General features: G+C 53.9%; 18 protein-coding genes. 10 read left to right on the forward strand and 8 right to left on the reverse strand.

Annotation, left to right across the window (positions count from 1 at the left end; all coding sequences use genetic code 11):
• Positions 1 to 171 precede the first annotated feature (171 nt).
• From CGL_RS04935 to CGL_RS04945, 3 genes are all read right to left on the reverse strand, one after another.
• On the reverse strand, positions 172 to 624 hold the full coding sequence (locus CGL_RS04935; RefSeq protein ID WP_011014028.1) for a hypothetical protein: 453 nt from the start codon (positions 622 to 624) through the stop codon (positions 172 to 174).
• A gap of 23 nt (positions 625 to 647) precedes the next feature.
• The gene (gene greA, locus CGL_RS04940) at positions 648 to 1172 is read right to left on the reverse strand and encodes a transcription elongation factor GreA (protein WP_011014029.1); all 525 of its coding nucleotides are present in this window, start codon (positions 1170 to 1172) and stop codon (positions 648 to 650) included.
• A 178-nt stretch (positions 1173 to 1350) separates the two neighbouring features.
• Positions 1351 to 1836 (reverse strand): DUF4307 domain-containing protein, encoded by a 486-nt coding sequence (locus CGL_RS04945; RefSeq protein ID WP_003856773.1) that lies wholly within the window; start codon positions 1834 to 1836, stop codon positions 1351 to 1353.
• A 198-nt stretch (positions 1837 to 2034) separates the two neighbouring features.
• Here CGL_RS04945 and mca point away from each other — a divergent pair, with 198 nt between their 5' ends.
• The 5 genes from mca (at position 2035) to CGL_RS04970 (ending at position 5923) form a co-directional block, all read left to right on the forward strand.
• Positions 2035 to 2910 (forward strand): mycothiol conjugate amidase Mca, encoded by an 876-nt coding sequence (gene mca, locus CGL_RS04950; protein WP_011014030.1) that lies wholly within the window; start codon positions 2035 to 2037, stop codon positions 2908 to 2910.
• Positions 2911 to 2949: 39 nt separating this feature from the next.
• Complete coding sequence (locus CGL_RS04955; RefSeq protein WP_003856779.1) at positions 2950 to 3270, forward strand: hypothetical protein; 321 nt, start codon at positions 2950 to 2952, stop codon at positions 3268 to 3270.
• 216 nt (positions 3271 to 3486) lie between these two features.
• Positions 3487 to 4587, forward strand: a complete 1101-nt coding sequence (locus tag CGL_RS04960) for a 3-deoxy-7-phosphoheptulonate synthase (protein WP_011014031.1) — start codon at positions 3487 to 3489, stop codon at positions 4585 to 4587.
• A 23-nt stretch (positions 4588 to 4610) separates the two neighbouring features.
• On the forward strand, positions 4611 to 5381 hold the full coding sequence (locus CGL_RS04965; protein ID WP_003856785.1) for an isoprenyl transferase: 771 nt from the start codon (positions 4611 to 4613) through the stop codon (positions 5379 to 5381).
• Positions 5382 to 5401: 20 nt separating this feature from the next.
• Positions 5402 to 5923 (forward strand): flavodoxin domain-containing protein, encoded by a 522-nt coding sequence (locus CGL_RS04970; RefSeq protein WP_011014033.1) that lies wholly within the window; start codon positions 5402 to 5404, stop codon positions 5921 to 5923.
• A 377-nt stretch (positions 5924 to 6300) separates the two neighbouring features.
• Here the strand turns inward: CGL_RS04970 and coaA are convergent, their stop codons facing one another.
• Positions 6301 to 7272 (reverse strand): type I pantothenate kinase, encoded by a 972-nt coding sequence (gene coaA, locus CGL_RS04975; protein WP_011014034.1) that lies wholly within the window; start codon positions 7270 to 7272, stop codon positions 6301 to 6303.
• A 228-nt stretch (positions 7273 to 7500) separates the two neighbouring features.
• Between coaA and glyA the strand changes: the two genes are divergently transcribed.
• The 3 genes from glyA to CGL_RS04990 all read left to right on the forward strand — a co-directional run bounded on the left by glyA (position 7501) and on the right by CGL_RS04990 (position 11482).
• The gene (gene glyA, locus CGL_RS04980) at positions 7501 to 8805 is read left to right on the forward strand and encodes a serine hydroxymethyltransferase (RefSeq protein ID WP_003856790.1); all 1305 of its coding nucleotides are present in this window, start codon (positions 7501 to 7503) and stop codon (positions 8803 to 8805) included.
• 92 nt (positions 8806 to 8897) lie between these two features.
• Complete coding sequence (pabB, locus tag CGL_RS04985) at positions 8898 to 10760, forward strand: aminodeoxychorismate synthase component I (RefSeq protein ID WP_011265665.1); 1863 nt, start codon at positions 8898 to 8900, stop codon at positions 10758 to 10760.
• A complete protein-coding gene (locus tag CGL_RS04990; RefSeq protein WP_011014036.1) occupies positions 10757 to 11482 on the forward strand; it encodes an aminotransferase class IV in 726 nt (241 codons plus the stop codon). The genes pabB and CGL_RS04990 overlap by 4 nt, the downstream gene beginning before the upstream one ends.
• 31 nt (positions 11483 to 11513) lie before the next feature.
• Here the strand turns inward: CGL_RS04990 and CGL_RS04995 are convergent, their stop codons facing one another.
• Entirely contained in the window at positions 11514 to 11909 is a 396-nt protein-coding gene (locus tag CGL_RS04995) for a DUF5997 family protein (RefSeq protein ID WP_003856795.1), read from the reverse strand.
• Positions 11910 to 11927: 18 nt separating this feature from the next.
• Here CGL_RS04995 and CGL_RS05000 point away from each other — a divergent pair, with 18 nt between their 5' ends.
• A complete protein-coding gene (locus tag CGL_RS05000) occupies positions 11928 to 12602 on the forward strand; it encodes a LysR family transcriptional regulator substrate-binding protein (RefSeq protein WP_011014037.1) in 675 nt (224 codons plus the stop codon).
• A gap of 57 nt (positions 12603 to 12659) precedes the next feature.
• Positions 12660 to 13199 (forward strand): GNAT family N-acetyltransferase, encoded by a 540-nt coding sequence (locus tag CGL_RS05005; RefSeq protein ID WP_011014038.1) that lies wholly within the window; start codon positions 12660 to 12662, stop codon positions 13197 to 13199.
• Here the strand turns inward: CGL_RS05005 and CGL_RS05010 are convergent.
• From CGL_RS05010 to CGL_RS05020, 3 genes are read right to left on the reverse strand one after another with little or no spacing between them, the layout of a single operon-like run.
• On the reverse strand, positions 13196 to 14077 hold the full coding sequence (locus tag CGL_RS05010; RefSeq protein ID WP_011014039.1) for a biotin-dependent carboxyltransferase family protein: 882 nt from the start codon (positions 14075 to 14077) through the stop codon (positions 13196 to 13198). The two genes, CGL_RS05005 and CGL_RS05010, sit on opposite strands and share 4 nt — an antisense overlap.
• The gene (locus CGL_RS05015) at positions 14074 to 14727 is read right to left on the reverse strand and encodes a 5-oxoprolinase subunit B family protein (protein WP_011014040.1); all 654 of its coding nucleotides are present in this window, start codon (positions 14725 to 14727) and stop codon (positions 14074 to 14076) included. Before CGL_RS05015 ends, CGL_RS05010 begins: the two co-directional genes overlap by 4 nt.
• Positions 14717 to 15475 carry a 5-oxoprolinase subunit PxpA gene (locus tag CGL_RS05020; protein WP_011014041.1) on the reverse strand — a complete coding sequence of 253 codons (759 nt, stop codon included), beginning with the start codon at positions 15473 to 15475 and terminating at the stop codon, positions 14717 to 14719. Before CGL_RS05020 ends, CGL_RS05015 begins: the two co-directional genes overlap by 11 nt.
• Positions 15476 to 15478 lie beyond the last annotated feature (3 nt).

The following is a 15478-nucleotide window of genomic DNA, read 5'->3' on the forward strand; positions in this document are numbered from 1 at the left end:
CAAAGAAAATGGCTTCTCAGAATCGCCTGTGGCCGTCTCAAACTGTCATTGCCATACGCGAACTCATGGACACAATTTAAACTTCTTAAATAGCCTCCAGGAGAAGACAACAAAAGGCCCCTATTTCCTAAAACAGGAAGTAGGGGCCTTACGCTCTCTAATTATGGAGGATTAGAGGAAGAGAACCTGTCCATCGACGGTGACCTGAGTGAACACTAGGCCTTGGGAAGACTCGGTGGGGAAGGAAAGCTTCACCTCAATATCTTCGGTTTCGGTCTCTTGACCATTTGCAGCGGTTACGATGCGGGTACCGGTTCCAGTTGCGGAATCAGTATCCCATTCGCTCCAAGAAATATCCGTGAGCCGATCAATATCCATTGCACAGTTTAGTGAGATTTCAGCAGGTTGCTGAGTTGGTGCGGCTACGCAATCAATGTAGCCAGGCGCATCCTCATCTGTAGTAGCAGTTGAGGTCGCGGAAACGTTCTTCGAAGGTAAAGAAACGCCAGTTGCCGTTGGCACCTTCAGTTCAGAATCAATCTCATTAGGGGAACACGCAACCAGTGCGACTGCCGCCAGGGCTGTGGTAGCAGAAACGAAGAACTTACGTGAAAGAGTTGTCATTTTGAAGACTTTTAAATCCTTGGTTAGTTTTTGCCGCGGAGTGTCGCGGCTTTTGCTGAGTTGTATGGTTCTGCAGAAACAACAGTTACGGAGATAACGGAACCATTTGGAGCGGTGTACTGACGGGTGTCGCCTTCCTGAGCTCCGAGAATTGCAGCGCCGAGTGGGGACTGCTCAGAGTAGGTCTCAAGATCTGGGTTCTCGGAAGCGCCAGCACGGGTACCGATGAGGAAGGTTTCCTTGTCGTTCTCGTCGCCGTCGTAGTAGACGTGAACAACGGAGCCAACGTTTGCGACACCTTCGATGATGCCTTCGCGCTCAGTGGTGGAGTTGGCCAGCAGCTCAGAGATCTGCTTGATGCGGGCCTCTTCCTGGTCCTGCATTTCACGAGCGGCGTCATAGCCAGCGTTTTCCTTGAGGTCGCCTTCTTCACGGCGCTCATTGATTTCCGCAGCAACTGCAGGGCGGTGTGCGATGAGGGCGTTGAGCTCTTCCTCCAGCTTGGCCTTGGTTTCTGGGGTGATGTATTGCTTATCTACACTTGCCATAATTACTTACCCTCCTGGGGAACAGTAGAGGTGGATCATCGGCTAACTAGCGACTTGAGCCATAAGATTGGCCCCGGTTTTCCGGGGCCAAGATGTATGAGCTTTTGCGTTAACTATTAACCGACAATGTCAACGTACGTTTCTGCTGCAGATTTTAGCACAGCAAAATTTTCTAGTTTTACAGGTTCATATGTGATGGGATCACGGTTGAACAACCGTAAACACCACCGGAAACTGCTGGTTCGCGGGTGGGGATCAGCGTGGAGATACGCACCGTTGAGTGGTCGCTGGGCTCCACAAGCACTTCTCGACGCCCGACTTCTGCGTGCGAGTAGTCCTTTGCGGTCACGATGCAGTAGGCGACTTGGCTTGGGTCATCGCGGGTGACGTCAACTTCAAAGCGGAAGGTGTCGTCGTCGATGCGTTCAAATGAACCCATTTGGCCGGACACTGTTTGTGCATCGCGGTTTTTGAGGAAGTTTGCGCCAACAATCACAATGGCGATCACCAGCAGCACGCCAATGACTGCGATGATTTTTCCGCTGATGTTCCTGCCTGCAGCAGCTTCCGGGCGAGGCGAATTGTATCGGCTAGCCGGACGTTGGGTGTTTGGAATGTTCGAAGCGCCTGATGCGTTGGATGGAGAGTTGGAATTTGTACTCATGATGGAAGTCTGTCTGCATCCTCTTCAAAGCCGAATCGAGTTGGTCACCTATACATCTTAGTCACCTCAGGAAAAACTGTTAACCGAGGTCATCCAAGGGGTAAATAGGTATGACGGCGGAAACGACTATCATGAATGCAATACACATCAACTAAACCCTGCGGAAGCATATAAAGCTTCAAGGAAAGGATGAAACACGTGAGTGGTCTACGCCTAATGGCGATCCACGCCCACCCTGACGACGAGTCAAGCAAGGGCGCAGCAACCATGGCGCGCTATGCAGCTGAGGGCAATCAAGTAATGGTTGTTACCTGCACTGGTGGTGAGCGTGGAGACATTCTCAACCCTGCTATGGATAAGCCAGGAATCCTGGACAATATTTTTGCTGTGCGTCAGGAAGAGATGGCGAAGGCCATGGAAATTCTTGGCACTGAGCACAGATGGCTAGGTTATGAGGACTCTGGGCTGCCCCAAGGTGATCCTTTGCCTCCTCTGCCTGAGGGCTGTTTTGCTTTAGAAGACTCGGATAAAGTCACCCAAGATTTAGTGAAGATTCTGCGCGAGTTCCGCCCACACGTCATCATTACCTATGATGAGAACGGCGGTTACCCACACCCGGATCACCTCAAGGTTCATGAGGTGTCGATGCTTGCATGGGAGAAGTCCGGCGATGCAGCGTATGCACCTGAGTTGGGCGCACCGTGGGAGCCACTGAAGCTTTATTACACCCACGGCTTTATCCGTCAGCGCATGGAAATGTTCCATGATCTGCTCATTGAACAGGGCAAGCCCAGCCCATACACCCCGATGCTTGAGCGTTGGAAGGCAAATGAGGCTGATGTGATGGCTCGAGTTACCACTCAGGTTCCTTGTGAGCGCTTCTTTGATCAGCGTGATGACGCCCTGCGTGCGCACGCAACTCAGATTGATCCTGCGGGTGCTTTCTTTGGAACTCCCGTTGAGGTGCAGCGTCGCCTGTGGCCGACTGAAGAGTTCGAATTAGCTAAAACTCGTGTGAAGACGTCGATCCCAGAAGATGACCTGTTTGCCGGAATCACACCCGATGCAGAATAATGCAGTTAGACCACATCCTTTAGGAAGGACCTTTTCGGCGTGATTGACCTCAGCCCTGTATTCAATACAGCTGCCGGCGTATACAACGACACCAACGCAATCATCTTGGCTCAGCAGCAGCAAGGTGGACCACTTGGACCTGAGTTTGGAAAGGCCTCGCCGGTTGGTTTGCTACTGATCGTCGCGATGCTCGTTGCCATTCTTGTTCTCGGCTGGGCGTTCCACCGACGCTGGTCACGGATGAATCGTCGTCGTATTTTCGCAGAGCGCAACGGCCTTGATCCCTTCGATATTGAGGGTGTTCGCAAGGCAATGGCTGAGGCCGGCTTGAATGAAAAGTCCAAAAAGGGCTTCCTTTAAAAAGAAAGTGTGTTAAGGTTCCAAACTATGTTCGCAGCACGATTTTATTTTATGTCCGGCTCCGGGGCCTCCCCGCGTCAGCTGGCCATTAGTTGTGCCACCTAAAACGCGAACAGAACCGGAGTCGAGCAGCACCTCCCCGCAAGGGTAGAGGGGCTGCTTTTTTGTTTCCTAAATTCACCCCATCCCATGCATAGCCCTGAAAGGCAAGAAAAAATGAGTTCTCCAGTCTCACTCGAAAACGCGGCGTCAACCAGCAACAAGCGCGTCGTGGCTTTCCACGAGCTGCCTAGCCCTACAGATCTCATCGCCGCAAACCCACTGACACCAAAGCAGGCTTCCAAGGTGGAGCAGGATCGCCAGGACATCGCTGATATCTTCGCTGGCGACGATGACCGCCTCGTTGTCGTTGTGGGACCTTGCTCAGTTCACGATCCTGAAGCAGCCATCGATTACGCAAACCGCCTGGCTCCGCTGGCAAAGCGCCTTGATCAGGACCTCAAGATTGTCATGCGCGTGTACTTCGAGAAGCCTCGCACCATCGTCGGATGGAAGGGATTGATCAATGATCCTCACCTCAACGAAACCTACGACATCCCAGAGGGCTTGCGCATTGCGCGCAAAGTGCTTATCGACGTTGTGAACCTTGATCTCCCAGTCGGCTGCGAATTCCTCGAACCAAACAGCCCTCAGTACTACGCCGACACTGTCGCATGGGGAGCAATCGGCGCTCGTACCACCGAATCTCAGGTGCACCGCCAGCTGGCTTCTGGGATGTCTATGCCAATTGGTTTCAAGAACGGAACTGACGGAAACATCCAGGTTGCAGTCGACGCGGTACAGGCTGCCCAGAACCCACACTTCTTCTTCGGAACCTCCGACGACGGCGCGCTGAGCGTCGTGGAGACCGCAGGCAACAGCAACTCCCACATCATTTTGCGCGGCGGTACCTCCGGCCCGAATCATGATGCAGCTTCGGTGGAGGCCGTCGTCGAGAAGCTTGGTGAAAACGCTCGTCTCATGATCGATGCTTCCCATGCTAACTCCGGCAAGGATCATATCCGACAGGTTGAGGTTGTTCGTGAAATCGCAGAGCAGATTTCTGGCGGTTCTGAAGCTGTGGCTGGAATCATGATTGAGTCCTTCCTCGTTGGTGGCGCACAGAACCTTGATCCTGCGAAATTGCGCATCAATGGCGGTGAAGGCCTGGTGTACGGACAGTCTGTGACCGATAAGTGCATCGATATTGACACCACCATCGATTTGCTCGCTGAGCTGGCCGCAGCAGTAAGGGAACGCCGAGCAGCAGCCAAGTAATTAAGGGCGCTAGACTGTTAAATGTGTTAAACCTGCCCAGACTGCTGTACCCGGTGTATGAGCGCCGTCTTTTAAGAGAACTAGACGGCGCCAAACAGCCCGGTCACGTTGCCATCATGTGTGATGGCAACCGACGCTGGGCCCGGGAAGCGGGCTTCACTGATGTCAGCCATGGGCACCGAGTGGGTGCCAAAAAGATCGGCGAGATGGTCCGCTGGTGTGATGATGTAGACGTCAATCTCGTGACCGTTTATTTGCTGTCTATGGAAAACCTTGGGCGATCCTCCGAAGAGCTGCAATTGCTGTTCGATATCATCGCCGATGTCGCTGATGAACTCGCGCGTCCTGAAACCAACTGTCGAGTCCGCCTCGTTGGTCATTTAGATCTGCTCCCAGACCCAGTTGCTTGTCGTTTACGCAAAGCTGAAGAAGCTACCGTTAACAACACAGGCATCGCAGTCAACATGGCTGTCGGTTATGGCGGACGCCAGGAAATCGTTGATGCCGTGCAAAAACTTCTGACCATCGGCAAGGACGAGGGCCTAAGCGTTGATGAACTGATCGAATCCGTCAAGGTAGATGCGATCTCCACTCACCTGTACACCTCTGGCCAACCAGACCCAGACCTGGTGATCCGCACCTCTGGTGAGCAGCGACTTTCCGGATTCATGCTGTGGCAATCTGCCTACTCCGAAATCTGGTTCACAGACACCTACTGGCCAGCCTTCCGACGCATCGACTTCCTCCGCGCCATTCGCGACTACTCGCAGCGCAGCAGAAGATTCGGTAAATAACTTATTCTCCAAGGAGAGACATGTCTGACTACATCGTCGCATTTGAATCCGCATACGGCTCTACCAAGCAGTACGCAGAATCTCTGGCGCAACGCCTCGGCGTAGATGCCTTAAATTTTGAACAAGCGTGTGCGGAACTCGCGGCGAACCCGACCGCAGCAATCGTGGTTTTGAGCTTTGTTCACGGCCCATCCCATCCAGGTGCGAAATTCATTACCGATACCGATCTCTCCGGCCACCGCGTCGCACTGTGCACCGTCGGCATGACGCTTGATGATGTCGTGCAAAAGAAGGACGGCGCAGCTCGATCACTGGGAAACAAGGCAGACGATGTCACCCGTTTCTACCTTCCGGGACGCCTTAATTACTCAGAGCTCTCGACCGCGCACCGCACCACCATGTGGACGATCGTCAACATGCTGAAAGCGAAGCCGTTGAAGAATGACAACGACAAAATGATGATCAACACTTTTGATACCGATGTTGACCGCGTCGATGAGTCCCGCCTGGACGCAGTGGAGGAGTGGGCGAGGGGCCTCTAGAGTGGGCGTTGCAAAAACTCACTGTGAGGCGTTTTGAGCAGTCGGAATTTTCGAAGGTGTGTGCGTCTGGATATGCTGACGCCAAGCCTTTAGAAGCGAATTTAGACCTATGTATTTTTGGGCACATCTGCGCTGGATACAGTGGGTTTTGAGCTCGACTGCATTTTGAGGCCAAAAGCCACAGTGCGGCTCAACCCCTTGGTTTAACATGACACTTAATCGTCGGGATAAGTGCAGATTTAGGCCAAAGGAGCCCTCAATCAGCGCGGCTTTGGTCTCAATTTCAACTTGGCGCGGACGAACAGGGTCAAACACGGCCGAACCGTAGAAATCTGCCACTTAGCAAGGGATTCCCTACTCAAAACCAGCAAGAACCCCTAGATCTTGCGCATCCTCACCCGTTCCACCAAGTGATCGCTACCTTTTTTCAGTACCAACGACGCGCGAACTCGGGTGGGAAGAATATTCTCCACCAAGTTGGGCAGGTTGATCGATTGCCACAGTTCTCGAGCGACGGCGATGGACTCTGGATCAGCCATGTCGGCGTAATGGGAGAAGTGGGCACCGGGGCGACGGAATGCAGTGTCGCGGAGTTTGAGGAAGCGGTCGATGTACCATTTTTCGATATCTTCGGTGCGGGCATCTACGTAGACGCTGAAGTCGAAAAGGTCACTGACCATCAATGTTGGGCCAGTTTGGAGGACGTTTAAGCCTTCGACGATCAAAATGTCGGGTTGGCGGACTGTGGTGAATTCGCCTGGAACTCGGTCGTACGCGGTGTGGGAGTAGACAGGTGCGTTGACTTCGAGTTTTCCGGATTTTACGTCGGTGACAAAGCGGAGGAGTGCACGTTGGTCGTAGCTTTCGGGGAATCCTTTTCGGGACATTAATCCGCGGCGGATTAGTTCCGCGCCGGGATAGAGGAATCCGTCGGTGGTGACGAGGTCCACGCGGGGGTGGGAATTCCAGCGCTGAAGCAGAACTTGGAGGAGTCGGGCGGTGGTTGATTTACCGACGGCGACGGATCCCGCGACACCAATGACAAACGGCACAGAGATAGAGGGGGAAGTTCCGAGGAAGGTTTCGGTGGCTGCAGTAAGTTGCTGTCGGGCCGCTACCTGGAGGTGAATCAGACGGGACAGCGGAAGGTAGACTTCTGCCACTTCAGCGAGGTCAATGTTTTCTCCGATGCCTCGAAGTTCAATGACTTCTTTTTGGGTCAGCACCTGAGGCATTGAGTTTCTCAGCTCGCGCCATTGTGCGCGGTCGAAATCAAGGTAGGGGCTGAAATCTGGTGTGCGTGGGGAAGGTTTCACACCAGTTGTGCTTGCAGCGTTTTGCTCTGCCATGAATCCATTGTGCACCTTAGCTACTCCACTAGTGTGATCGGGGTTATTTTTTCACTTCAATGGGTGGCTAAAAGACGTGGGCACGTGAGTAAACTCATGCGCGCGAAACGATGGGAGTGAACCCATACTTTTATATATGGGTATCGGCGGTCTATGCTTGTGGGCGTACCTGTCCCGCGAGTGAGGTCTTACGCGCGGGATTCGTCTTGTGAAAGGTTAGCTGACCTGATGACCGATGCCCACCAAGCGGACGATGTCCGTTACCAGCCACTGAACGAGCTTGATCCTGAGGTGGCTGCTGCCATCGCTGGGGAACTTGCCCGTCAACGCGATACATTAGAGATGATCGCGTCTGAGAACTTCGTTCCCCGTTCTGTTTTGCAGGCGCAGGGTTCTGTTCTTACCAATAAGTATGCCGAGGGTTACCCTGGCCGCCGTTACTACGGTGGTTGCGAACAAGTTGACATCATTGAGGATCTTGCACGTGATCGTGCGAAGGCTCTCTTCGGTGCAGAGTTCGCCAATGTTCAGCCTCACTCTGGCGCACAGGCTAATGCTGCTGTGCTGATGACTTTGGCTGAGCCAGGCGACAAGATCATGGGTCTGTCTTTGGCTCATGGTGGTCACTTGACCCACGGAATGAAGTTGAACTTCTCCGGAAAGCTGTACGAGGTTGTTGCGTACGGTGTTGATCCTGAGACCATGCGTGTTGATATGGATCAGGTTCGTGAGATTGCTCTGAAGGAGCAGCCAAAGGTAATTATCGCTGGCTGGTCTGCATACCCTCGCCACCTTGATTTCGAGGCTTTCCAGTCTATTGCTGCGGAAGTTGGCGCGAAGCTGTGGGTCGATATGGCTCACTTCGCTGGTCTTGTTGCTGCTGGTTTGCACCCAAGCCCAGTTCCTTACTCTGATGTTGTTTCTTCCACTGTCCACAAGACTTTGGGTGGACCTCGTTCCGGCATCATTCTGGCTAAGCAGGAGTACGCGAAGAAGCTGAACTCTTCCGTATTCCCAGGTCAGCAGGGTGGTCCTTTGATGCACGCAGTTGCTGCGAAGGCTACTTCTTTGAAGATTGCTGGCACTGAGCAGTTCCGTGACCGTCAGGCTCGCACGTTGGAGGGTGCTCGCATTCTTGCTGAGCGTCTGACTGCTTCTGATGCGAAGGCCGCTGGCGTGGATGTCTTGACCGGTGGCACTGATGTGCACTTGGTTTTGGCTGATCTGCGTAACTCCCAGATGGATGGCCAGCAGGCGGAAGATCTGCTGCACGAGGTTGGTATCACTGTGAACCGTAACGCGGTTCCTTTCGATCCTCGTCCACCAATGGTTACTTCTGGTCTGCGTATTGGTACTCCTGCGCTGGCTACCCGTGGTTTCGATATTCCTGCATTCACTGAGGTTGCAGACATCATTGGTACTGCTTTGGCTAATGGTAAGTCCGCAGACATTGAGTCTCTGCGTGGCCGTGTAGCAAAGCTTGCTGCAGATTACCCACTGTATGAGGGCTTGGAAGACTGGACCATCGTCTAAGTTTTTCTTTGAGTTTTCATATGTAGAAGGCATCGTCGGCTTCGGCCTGGCGGTGCTTTTCTCGTTGTTTTGTGGTTTTGTCAGAGGATGTCATGCGCGTTTTAATTATTGATAATTATGATTCTTTCACGTTTAATCTCGCCACCTATGTGGAAGAGGTTACGGGTCAGGCACCTGTGGTGGTGCCTAATGATCAAGAAATAGATGAGATGCTTTTCGACGCCGTCATCCTCTCACCTGGCCCGGGCCACGCCGGCGTTGCGGCTGATTTTGGTATCTGTGCAGGCGTCATTGAGCGTGCACGCGTTCCGATTTTGGGTGTGTGTTTAGGCCACCAGGGCATTGCGTTGGCCTATGGCGGTGATGTTGATTTGGCGCCCAGGCCGGTCCACGGTGAGGTTTCGCAGATCACCCATGATGGTTCAGGTTTATTTGCAGGCATCCCTGAAACGTTTGAGGCGGTGCGTTATCACTCGATGGTGGCAACCCGCTTGCCGGAGTCATTGAAAGCTACAGCTACCAGCGATGATGGTTTGATCATGGCATTGGCACATGAAGTGCTTCCGCAGTGGGGTGTGCAATTTCATCCGGAATCTATTGGTGGACAATTCGGCCATCAGATCATTAAGAACTTCCTTAATTTAGCGCGCACATATCGCTGGCAACTCACGGAGAAAACTATTCCGCTCAGCGTTGATTCAGCAGCGGTTTTTGAAACATTCTTTGCCCATTCCTCCCATGCTTTTTGGCTCGATGATGCCCAAGGAACCAGCTATCTTGGTGATGCCAGCGGTCCTCTCGCACGCACAAAAACCCATAATGTCGGCGAGGGGGATTTCTTCACCTGGCTAAAGGAGGATCTCGCCGCCAACTCAGTTGCGCCCGGTCAAGGTTTTCGTCTTGGCTGGGTTGGTTACGTTGGTTATGAGCTTAAAGCGGAAGCTGGCGCACGGGCTGCGCACACTTCGAGTCTTCCGGATGCGCACCTCATTTTTGCCGATCGCGCCATCGCAGTGGAATCGGATCAGGTTCGGTTGCTGGCGTTGGGGGAGCAGGACGAGTGGTTTGAAGAAACCATCAAGAAGCTGCATAATCTTGTCGCCCCGCGGATACCTGCGTCCGGACACCTCGCTTTGCAGGTTCGAGATTCCAAAGATGAGTATCTCGACAAAATTCGCAGAGCCCAGGAGCTGATTACTCGCGGCGAATCGTATGAAATCTGCCTGACCACAAAACTTCAGGGCACCACTGATGTGGCCCCTCTGGCTGCCTATCTAGCACTGCGTGGGGCCAATCCCACCGCATATGGTGCGTATCTTCAGCTGGGGGATACCTCTATTTTGAGTTCCTCGCCGGAGCGGTTCATCACCATTGATTCGGCAGGGTATGTGGAATCAAAGCCCATTAAAGGCACCAGGCCGCGTGGGCGAACAGCGCAAGAAGACCAAGAAATCATTGCTGAGCTGCGCAGTAATCCTAAAGATCGTGCAGAAAACTTGATGATCGTGGATTTGGTCCGCAACGACTTAGCCCGCGGCGCTTTGCCCACCACAGTTAAAACATCCAAGCTTTTCGACGTCGAAACCTACGCCACAGTCCACCAACTTGTCAGCACCGTCTCTGCAGAGTTGGGGCCACGCAGTCCGATTGAGTGCGTGCGCGCAGCATTCCCCGGTGGTTCGATGACTGGTGCCCCAAAGCTGCGCACCATGGAGATCATCGATGAGCTGGAGGCAGCTCCTCGCGGTATTTACTCAGGTGGCTTGGGATATTTTTCCCTCGACGGCGCAGTTGATCTCTCCATGGTGATCAGAACTCTCGTCATCCAGAACAATCACGTGGAGTACGGAGTGGGCGGTGCACTTCTTGCTCTGTCTGATCCGGAGGCTGAGTGGGAGGAAATCCGCGTTAAATCACGGCCTCTGCTGAATTTGTTTGGGGTTGAATTCCCATGACGTACCTCGTGTGGGACGGTGCAACACTCGTAGAAGGCGCGCTGGAATCAACACCCACAGTTGTTGATTCCTACCTAGCCAAAGACCACCGCGTGGTGCGCTGGGATCTTCATGAACAGCGCTTCGCCACTAGCGTGGACGTGGACCCGTGGGATTTTCTCCACGCAGTAAGGGAAGCAATTCCACGCCAGGGCTCATGGTTTCCCAAAGTTGAATGGCATGGCGATGATCTTTTCGCAGTCAATATTCGCCCGGCACCAACACTGCGAAAGGCCACATCATTGTGGCTTTCCGAAGACCCAGATCCACGCACACAGCCAACCATTAAAGGCCCAGACCTAGATGTGCTTGCTCACCTTCGCAGTCGCGCCAACGATAACGGCTGCGATGATGCGCTGTTGATCAGCGCGGATGGGTTCATTCTGGAAGCTGCCAACGCCACCGTGGTGTTTTGGGCGGATCCACAGACGGTCATCGTGCCCAGGGGAGATGTGCTCCCATCGGTGACACTCGCCGCAACCATTCCGCTGTGGGAAAAAGCCGGAATCACATTGCGCTATCAAAACATTCGGCACATTGGTTTTCCCGCGTGGTGCGGTAGTTCGCTGCATGGTTGGACACCTGTGGTCAGTTGGGGCAGGGGATTGGGCAAAATTGCAGCAGCGAAAGCTCCATCGGTGAAGCCCTGGAATGAAAAATTGCGCCCAACCATTTTTCTGTGAGGAAAAGGTTGAGCGCAGTCTTTGTGAAGATTTAGTCTTCGGTAGTTTCTTCAGTTTCTTTCTTTGCGGTTTCGCGACCTTCAGCAAGCTGTGTGCGTGCGGTGCGCAACCATTCTGGCTGGTTTTCCAGAAGTGCCTTGATCTCGGCGGTGGTCAGTGGTTTGTCCATGTCGTTCTTTTTCAGAGCCGCGATGGTGATGCCCAATTTTTGGGCGACCACTGGACGAGGGTGTGGGCCCTCGCGGCGTAGGGTTTGGAGCCACTCCGGTGGGTTTTCCTGCAGGTTCTTGAACTCTTGGTGAGTCAATGCACCTGTTTGGAACTCCTCTGGCGTGGCGGGCAAAAACAGTCCGAGCTTCTTAGCGGCGGTCTGTGGCTTCATAGCCCTGCCCGATGGCTGGCGTACAGATTCTTCGTTCACGCCCACAACGGTAGCATTGTTTTCATGCTGACCTTAAGTTTCATCACTGGCACGGAGCCAGGAAAGTGGTTTACCCGATTCCGAGATCGGACTCATCACGGTGGACTTGAGACCCTTGATTCGGACGACGCCCTAGGCCTCATGCTCGCTGGCCAGGCACAACTCGCCTTAACCAGGCTTCCAGATGCGCGTATCGACGCCTCCCTCCACGTGGTCACTCTTTATCAGGAACAACCCGGAGTCGCTTTTCCAAAAGACTTTTTCCTCAGTGCCGAAGAAGGCGCGGTGGACCTTGCGGACTTAGATGGGGAGATCATCAACTGGTCCATGCCCGATAGTGGGGAAGTCGATGCCGCTGCTGTTCGCGATGCTCTGCAAATCGTGGCAGCGAACGTCGGTGTGGTGATCGCCCCCAGGCCACTTCTCAAGGTGTTGAGCAAGAAATTGGTGGAGCACCGGGACATCAAGGGTGGAACTGAAACATCTATCGCCCTGGTATGGAAGAAAGATGAGGATTCTGAAGAGATTCAAGACTTCGTCGGTATTGCTCGCGGTCGAACGCGGAATTCCAGCAGGCAGCAAACGGTAAAGCTCAGTGCTCGTGAAAAAACACTGGCAAAACAAGCCCGCAGGCAGGGGGAGAAACCAAAAACTCCGAAGCGTCCGCAGGCAAGAAAACGTCCCGGAAAACGGCGATAGGGGTCACCCGCGCATGTCCGGTTGCCGATCTATTTAAATACCAGGACAATTGCGTGCATGGTTGAAAGAGACTTCACTATCCGACCAATCCGCGAGGGTGATTTCCCTCAGGTGAGGGACATCTACGAATTGGGCCTGGAGACGGGACATGCGACTTATGAGACTTCTGGTCCCACGTGGGACCAGTTCTCCCAATCTAAAATCATGGATACCGTCATGGTGGCGGTAGAAAACAACGACCCGGACTTCATCCTCGGATGGGTGTCTGCTGCTCCAATTTCAAGCCGACAGGTTTTCCATGGAGTGGTGGAAGATTCCATCTATATCCACCCCCAGGGCCAAGGCCGAGGAATCGGCGGCGCTTTGCTCGACGCCCTTATCACCTACTGCGAAAGCAACGGCATCTGGTCGATCCACTCCTGGATCTTCCCGGAAAACCTCGGTTCTGCGAAACTGCATGAATCGAAGGGCTTCGTGAAGGTGGGCACCATGCACCAAATGGCAAGGATGCCCTACGGCGAGATGGAAGGACAATGGCGCGATTGTGATCTGTGGGAGTGCCTCTTATCCGTTCCAGAGCAAGCTCAAAGTTCCTAAAGCAATTTAAATCTGACTTTATCGCCCGGCAACAGCTGGGCCGAACGATCACACGACCTTGATGTAAGTACTGCTATTACTGGATAGCCACCGGTCACAGGATGATCGGGACCAAACACCACGGGGTTTCCACCAGGCGGAATCTGGATGGACCCCCGGACCATTCCTTCACTTTTCAGCTCGCCTTCCACACGATGTTGGATCGGCTCGCTTGAGTGCATGCGCAAACCAATCCGGTTGGAGTCATTGCTCACCGTAAACACCTGAGTAAAAAAGTTGTTGAGGGATTCTTGCGTGAACCATTTGTCACGTGGACCTCGGATGACGGTAAGCGTTTCTGTTGGCATGCGTTTCCATAAGGTGGGCAGTTGCCGAAGTTTTGGCCACCACTGAGAATCTGCAATGTCTGTTGCTACGTCAATGACATCCCCGGGCTCGATCGGGCGAGGGCCCATGTGGGAGATCAGATCGGTTGAAGCAGATCCCAAAGTTTTTTCTACTGCAAATCCACCGCGAGCAGCAAAGTAGGCACGCATGCCATAGGTTGCGGGCTCGACGCGGATACGTTCACCAGCTGCAACATCGATGATGGTGTTGGTGGTGGCATTTTTGGATTGTCCACCAGCCGTTCGAACCATCACTTCAGCTTCAGTTCCCGTGAACACGATCGAGGTGGTGTGCAACGCCTCCACCTCAAAGCCACCGAGCAGAATCTCTACCACGGTTGCATTGGGATCATTACCTAAAGCGTGATTCGCGCGAGCAGCGGATAAACGATCAAAGGATCCTGAGGTTCCAACACCAGCGCTGGCAAAACCGAAGCGACCTCGGTCTTGGAAGATGGCTTGGGGGCCAGTGGAAATTACTTTGAAGCTCATTTCTTCACCTGCACAAATCGAACTGAATCACCGGGCTTGAGAAGCGATGGTTGCCACCGGTCCACATCCCACATGGGAATCTCAGTAGTGCCCAGCAGTTGCCAACCACCAGGGGACTGCTGCGGGTACACAGCGCTGAATTCACCGGCCACTGCGACAGAACCTGCAGGAATCTTGGTGCGTGGCGATTCCAAGCGGGGAATATCCCACAGGGGAGTCTGGGGGATCAGATAGTAAAAACCTGGTGCAAATCCACCGAAAGCAGCAGTCCACACGGTGCCAGAATGCGTGGCGATAACTTCCTCCACGCTCAGACCTGTGTGTTGAGCTACGGTTTCTAGATCAGGGCCGTCGTAGACCACGGGAATCTCAATGGTGTCGGTAAGCTCTGCTGCGCCCTTTGCGGCTGGGGTCAGCGCAATTGAATCAACGATCTCTGCGAAACGATTCGGGGTGATCTGCTTGGTGTCAAACGTCACTAACAGTGTTTGCGCAGCGGGAATAGTATCGATGATTCCAGGGACCTGCATGCCCACCAAAGAGCGGTTGAGTGCAAGAACAGCATCCAAGATGCTGCCTTGGACGGCTTCGGCATCTTCAGCAAGCAAATCGATGATGACTGCTTGCTCACCACATGGCCTAACGAGCATGGGAAACCTGAACCTCATGAGCTGCAAGGGTGGTCACGATTTTCTCCACCAATGCGAGAGCTTGCGGATTATCCCCATGAACACAGATGGAGTTGGCGTCGACAAGCACGCTCTCCCCGGTGATCGCGGTGATGGGCTGGCCGGTGGCAAACGCCAAGGCCTGCCTGGCTGCGGTTTCGGGGTCGTGCAGTACCGCGCCGGGAAGCTTGCGGGAAACCAGCTGGCCATCGGCGGTGTAGGCGCGGTCGGCGAAAGTTTCCTGCTCAACTTGAAGCCCCACGGCGCGGGCCTGCTCGACGATTTGGGAGCCAGCCAGGGCCATGAGGGAGAGCTCAGGATTGACCAGCTTGATGCCCTCGATGACTGCTGCGGCCTGGGCTTCGTCAACCGCAATGGTGTTGTACAGCGCGCCGTGTGGTTTTACATATTCCACAACCGCACCGCTGGCTTTAGCCGCAGCTTGAATGGCGCCGATCTGGTAGATCGTTTCGGCGACGAGGTCATCGTGAGCGATGTCGAGGTTGCGGCGACCAAAACCTGCGATGTCGTTGTAACCAATGTGTGCGCCGATGCGGACGTGGCGTGCATGGGCTGCGCGCACAGTTTTGAACAACACAGTGGCGTCGCCGGCATGGAAACCGCAGGCAATATTGGCGCTGGACACCAAGTCAAGAACAGCTACGTCGTTGCCCATGACCCAGCTGCCGTAGCTTTCGCCGAGGTCGCTGTTGAGATCGATGGTGGTCATGAA

Source organism: Corynebacterium glutamicum ATCC 13032, from assembly GCF_000011325.1.
In the GTDB taxonomy this organism is placed as follows: Bacteria; Actinomycetota; Actinomycetes; order Mycobacteriales; family Mycobacteriaceae; genus Corynebacterium; species Corynebacterium glutamicum.

What these genes read in the sequence shown, in the direction of transcription:
- CGL_RS04935 (WP_011014028.1), bottom strand. Translation starts at nt 624, where the DNA reads ATGACAACTCTTTCACGTAAGTTCTTCGTTTCTGCTACCACAGCCCTG.
- greA (WP_011014029.1), bottom strand. Translation starts at nt 1,172, where the DNA reads ATGGCAAGTGTAGATAAGCAATACATCACCCCAGAAACCAAGGCCAAG.
- CGL_RS04945 (WP_003856773.1), bottom strand. Translation starts at nt 1,836, where the DNA reads ATGAGTACAAATTCCAACTCTCCATCCAACGCATCAGGCGCTTCGAAC.
- CGL_RS04960 (WP_011014031.1), top strand. Translation starts at nt 3,487, where the DNA reads ATGAGTTCTCCAGTCTCACTCGAAAACGCGGCGTCAACCAGCAACAAG.
- CGL_RS04970 (WP_011014033.1), top strand. Translation starts at nt 5,402, where the DNA reads ATGTCTGACTACATCGTCGCATTTGAATCCGCATACGGCTCTACCAAG.
- coaA (WP_011014034.1), bottom strand. Translation starts at nt 7,272, where the DNA reads ATGGCAGAGCAAAACGCTGCAAGCACAACTGGTGTGAAACCTTCCCCA.
- glyA (WP_003856790.1), top strand. Translation starts at nt 7,501, where the DNA reads ATGACCGATGCCCACCAAGCGGACGATGTCCGTTACCAGCCACTGAAC.
- pabB (WP_011265665.1), top strand. Translation starts at nt 8,898, where the DNA reads ATGCGCGTTTTAATTATTGATAATTATGATTCTTTCACGTTTAATCTC.
- CGL_RS04990 (WP_011014036.1), top strand. Translation starts at nt 10,757, where the DNA reads ATGACGTACCTCGTGTGGGACGGTGCAACACTCGTAGAAGGCGCGCTG.
- CGL_RS05000 (WP_011014037.1), top strand. Translation starts at nt 11,928, where the DNA reads ATGCTGACCTTAAGTTTCATCACTGGCACGGAGCCAGGAAAGTGGTTT.
- CGL_RS05005 (WP_011014038.1), top strand. Translation starts at nt 12,660, where the DNA reads ATGGTTGAAAGAGACTTCACTATCCGACCAATCCGCGAGGGTGATTTC.
- CGL_RS05010 (WP_011014039.1), bottom strand. Translation starts at nt 14,077, where the DNA reads ATGAGCTTCAAAGTAATTTCCACTGGCCCCCAAGCCATCTTCCAAGAC.
- CGL_RS05015 (WP_011014040.1), bottom strand. Translation starts at nt 14,727, where the DNA reads ATGCTCGTTAGGCCATGTGGTGAGCAAGCAGTCATCATCGATTTGCTT.
- CGL_RS05020 (WP_011014041.1), bottom strand. Translation starts at nt 15,475, where the DNA reads ATGACCACCATCGATCTCAACAGCGACCTCGGCGAAAGCTACGGCAGC.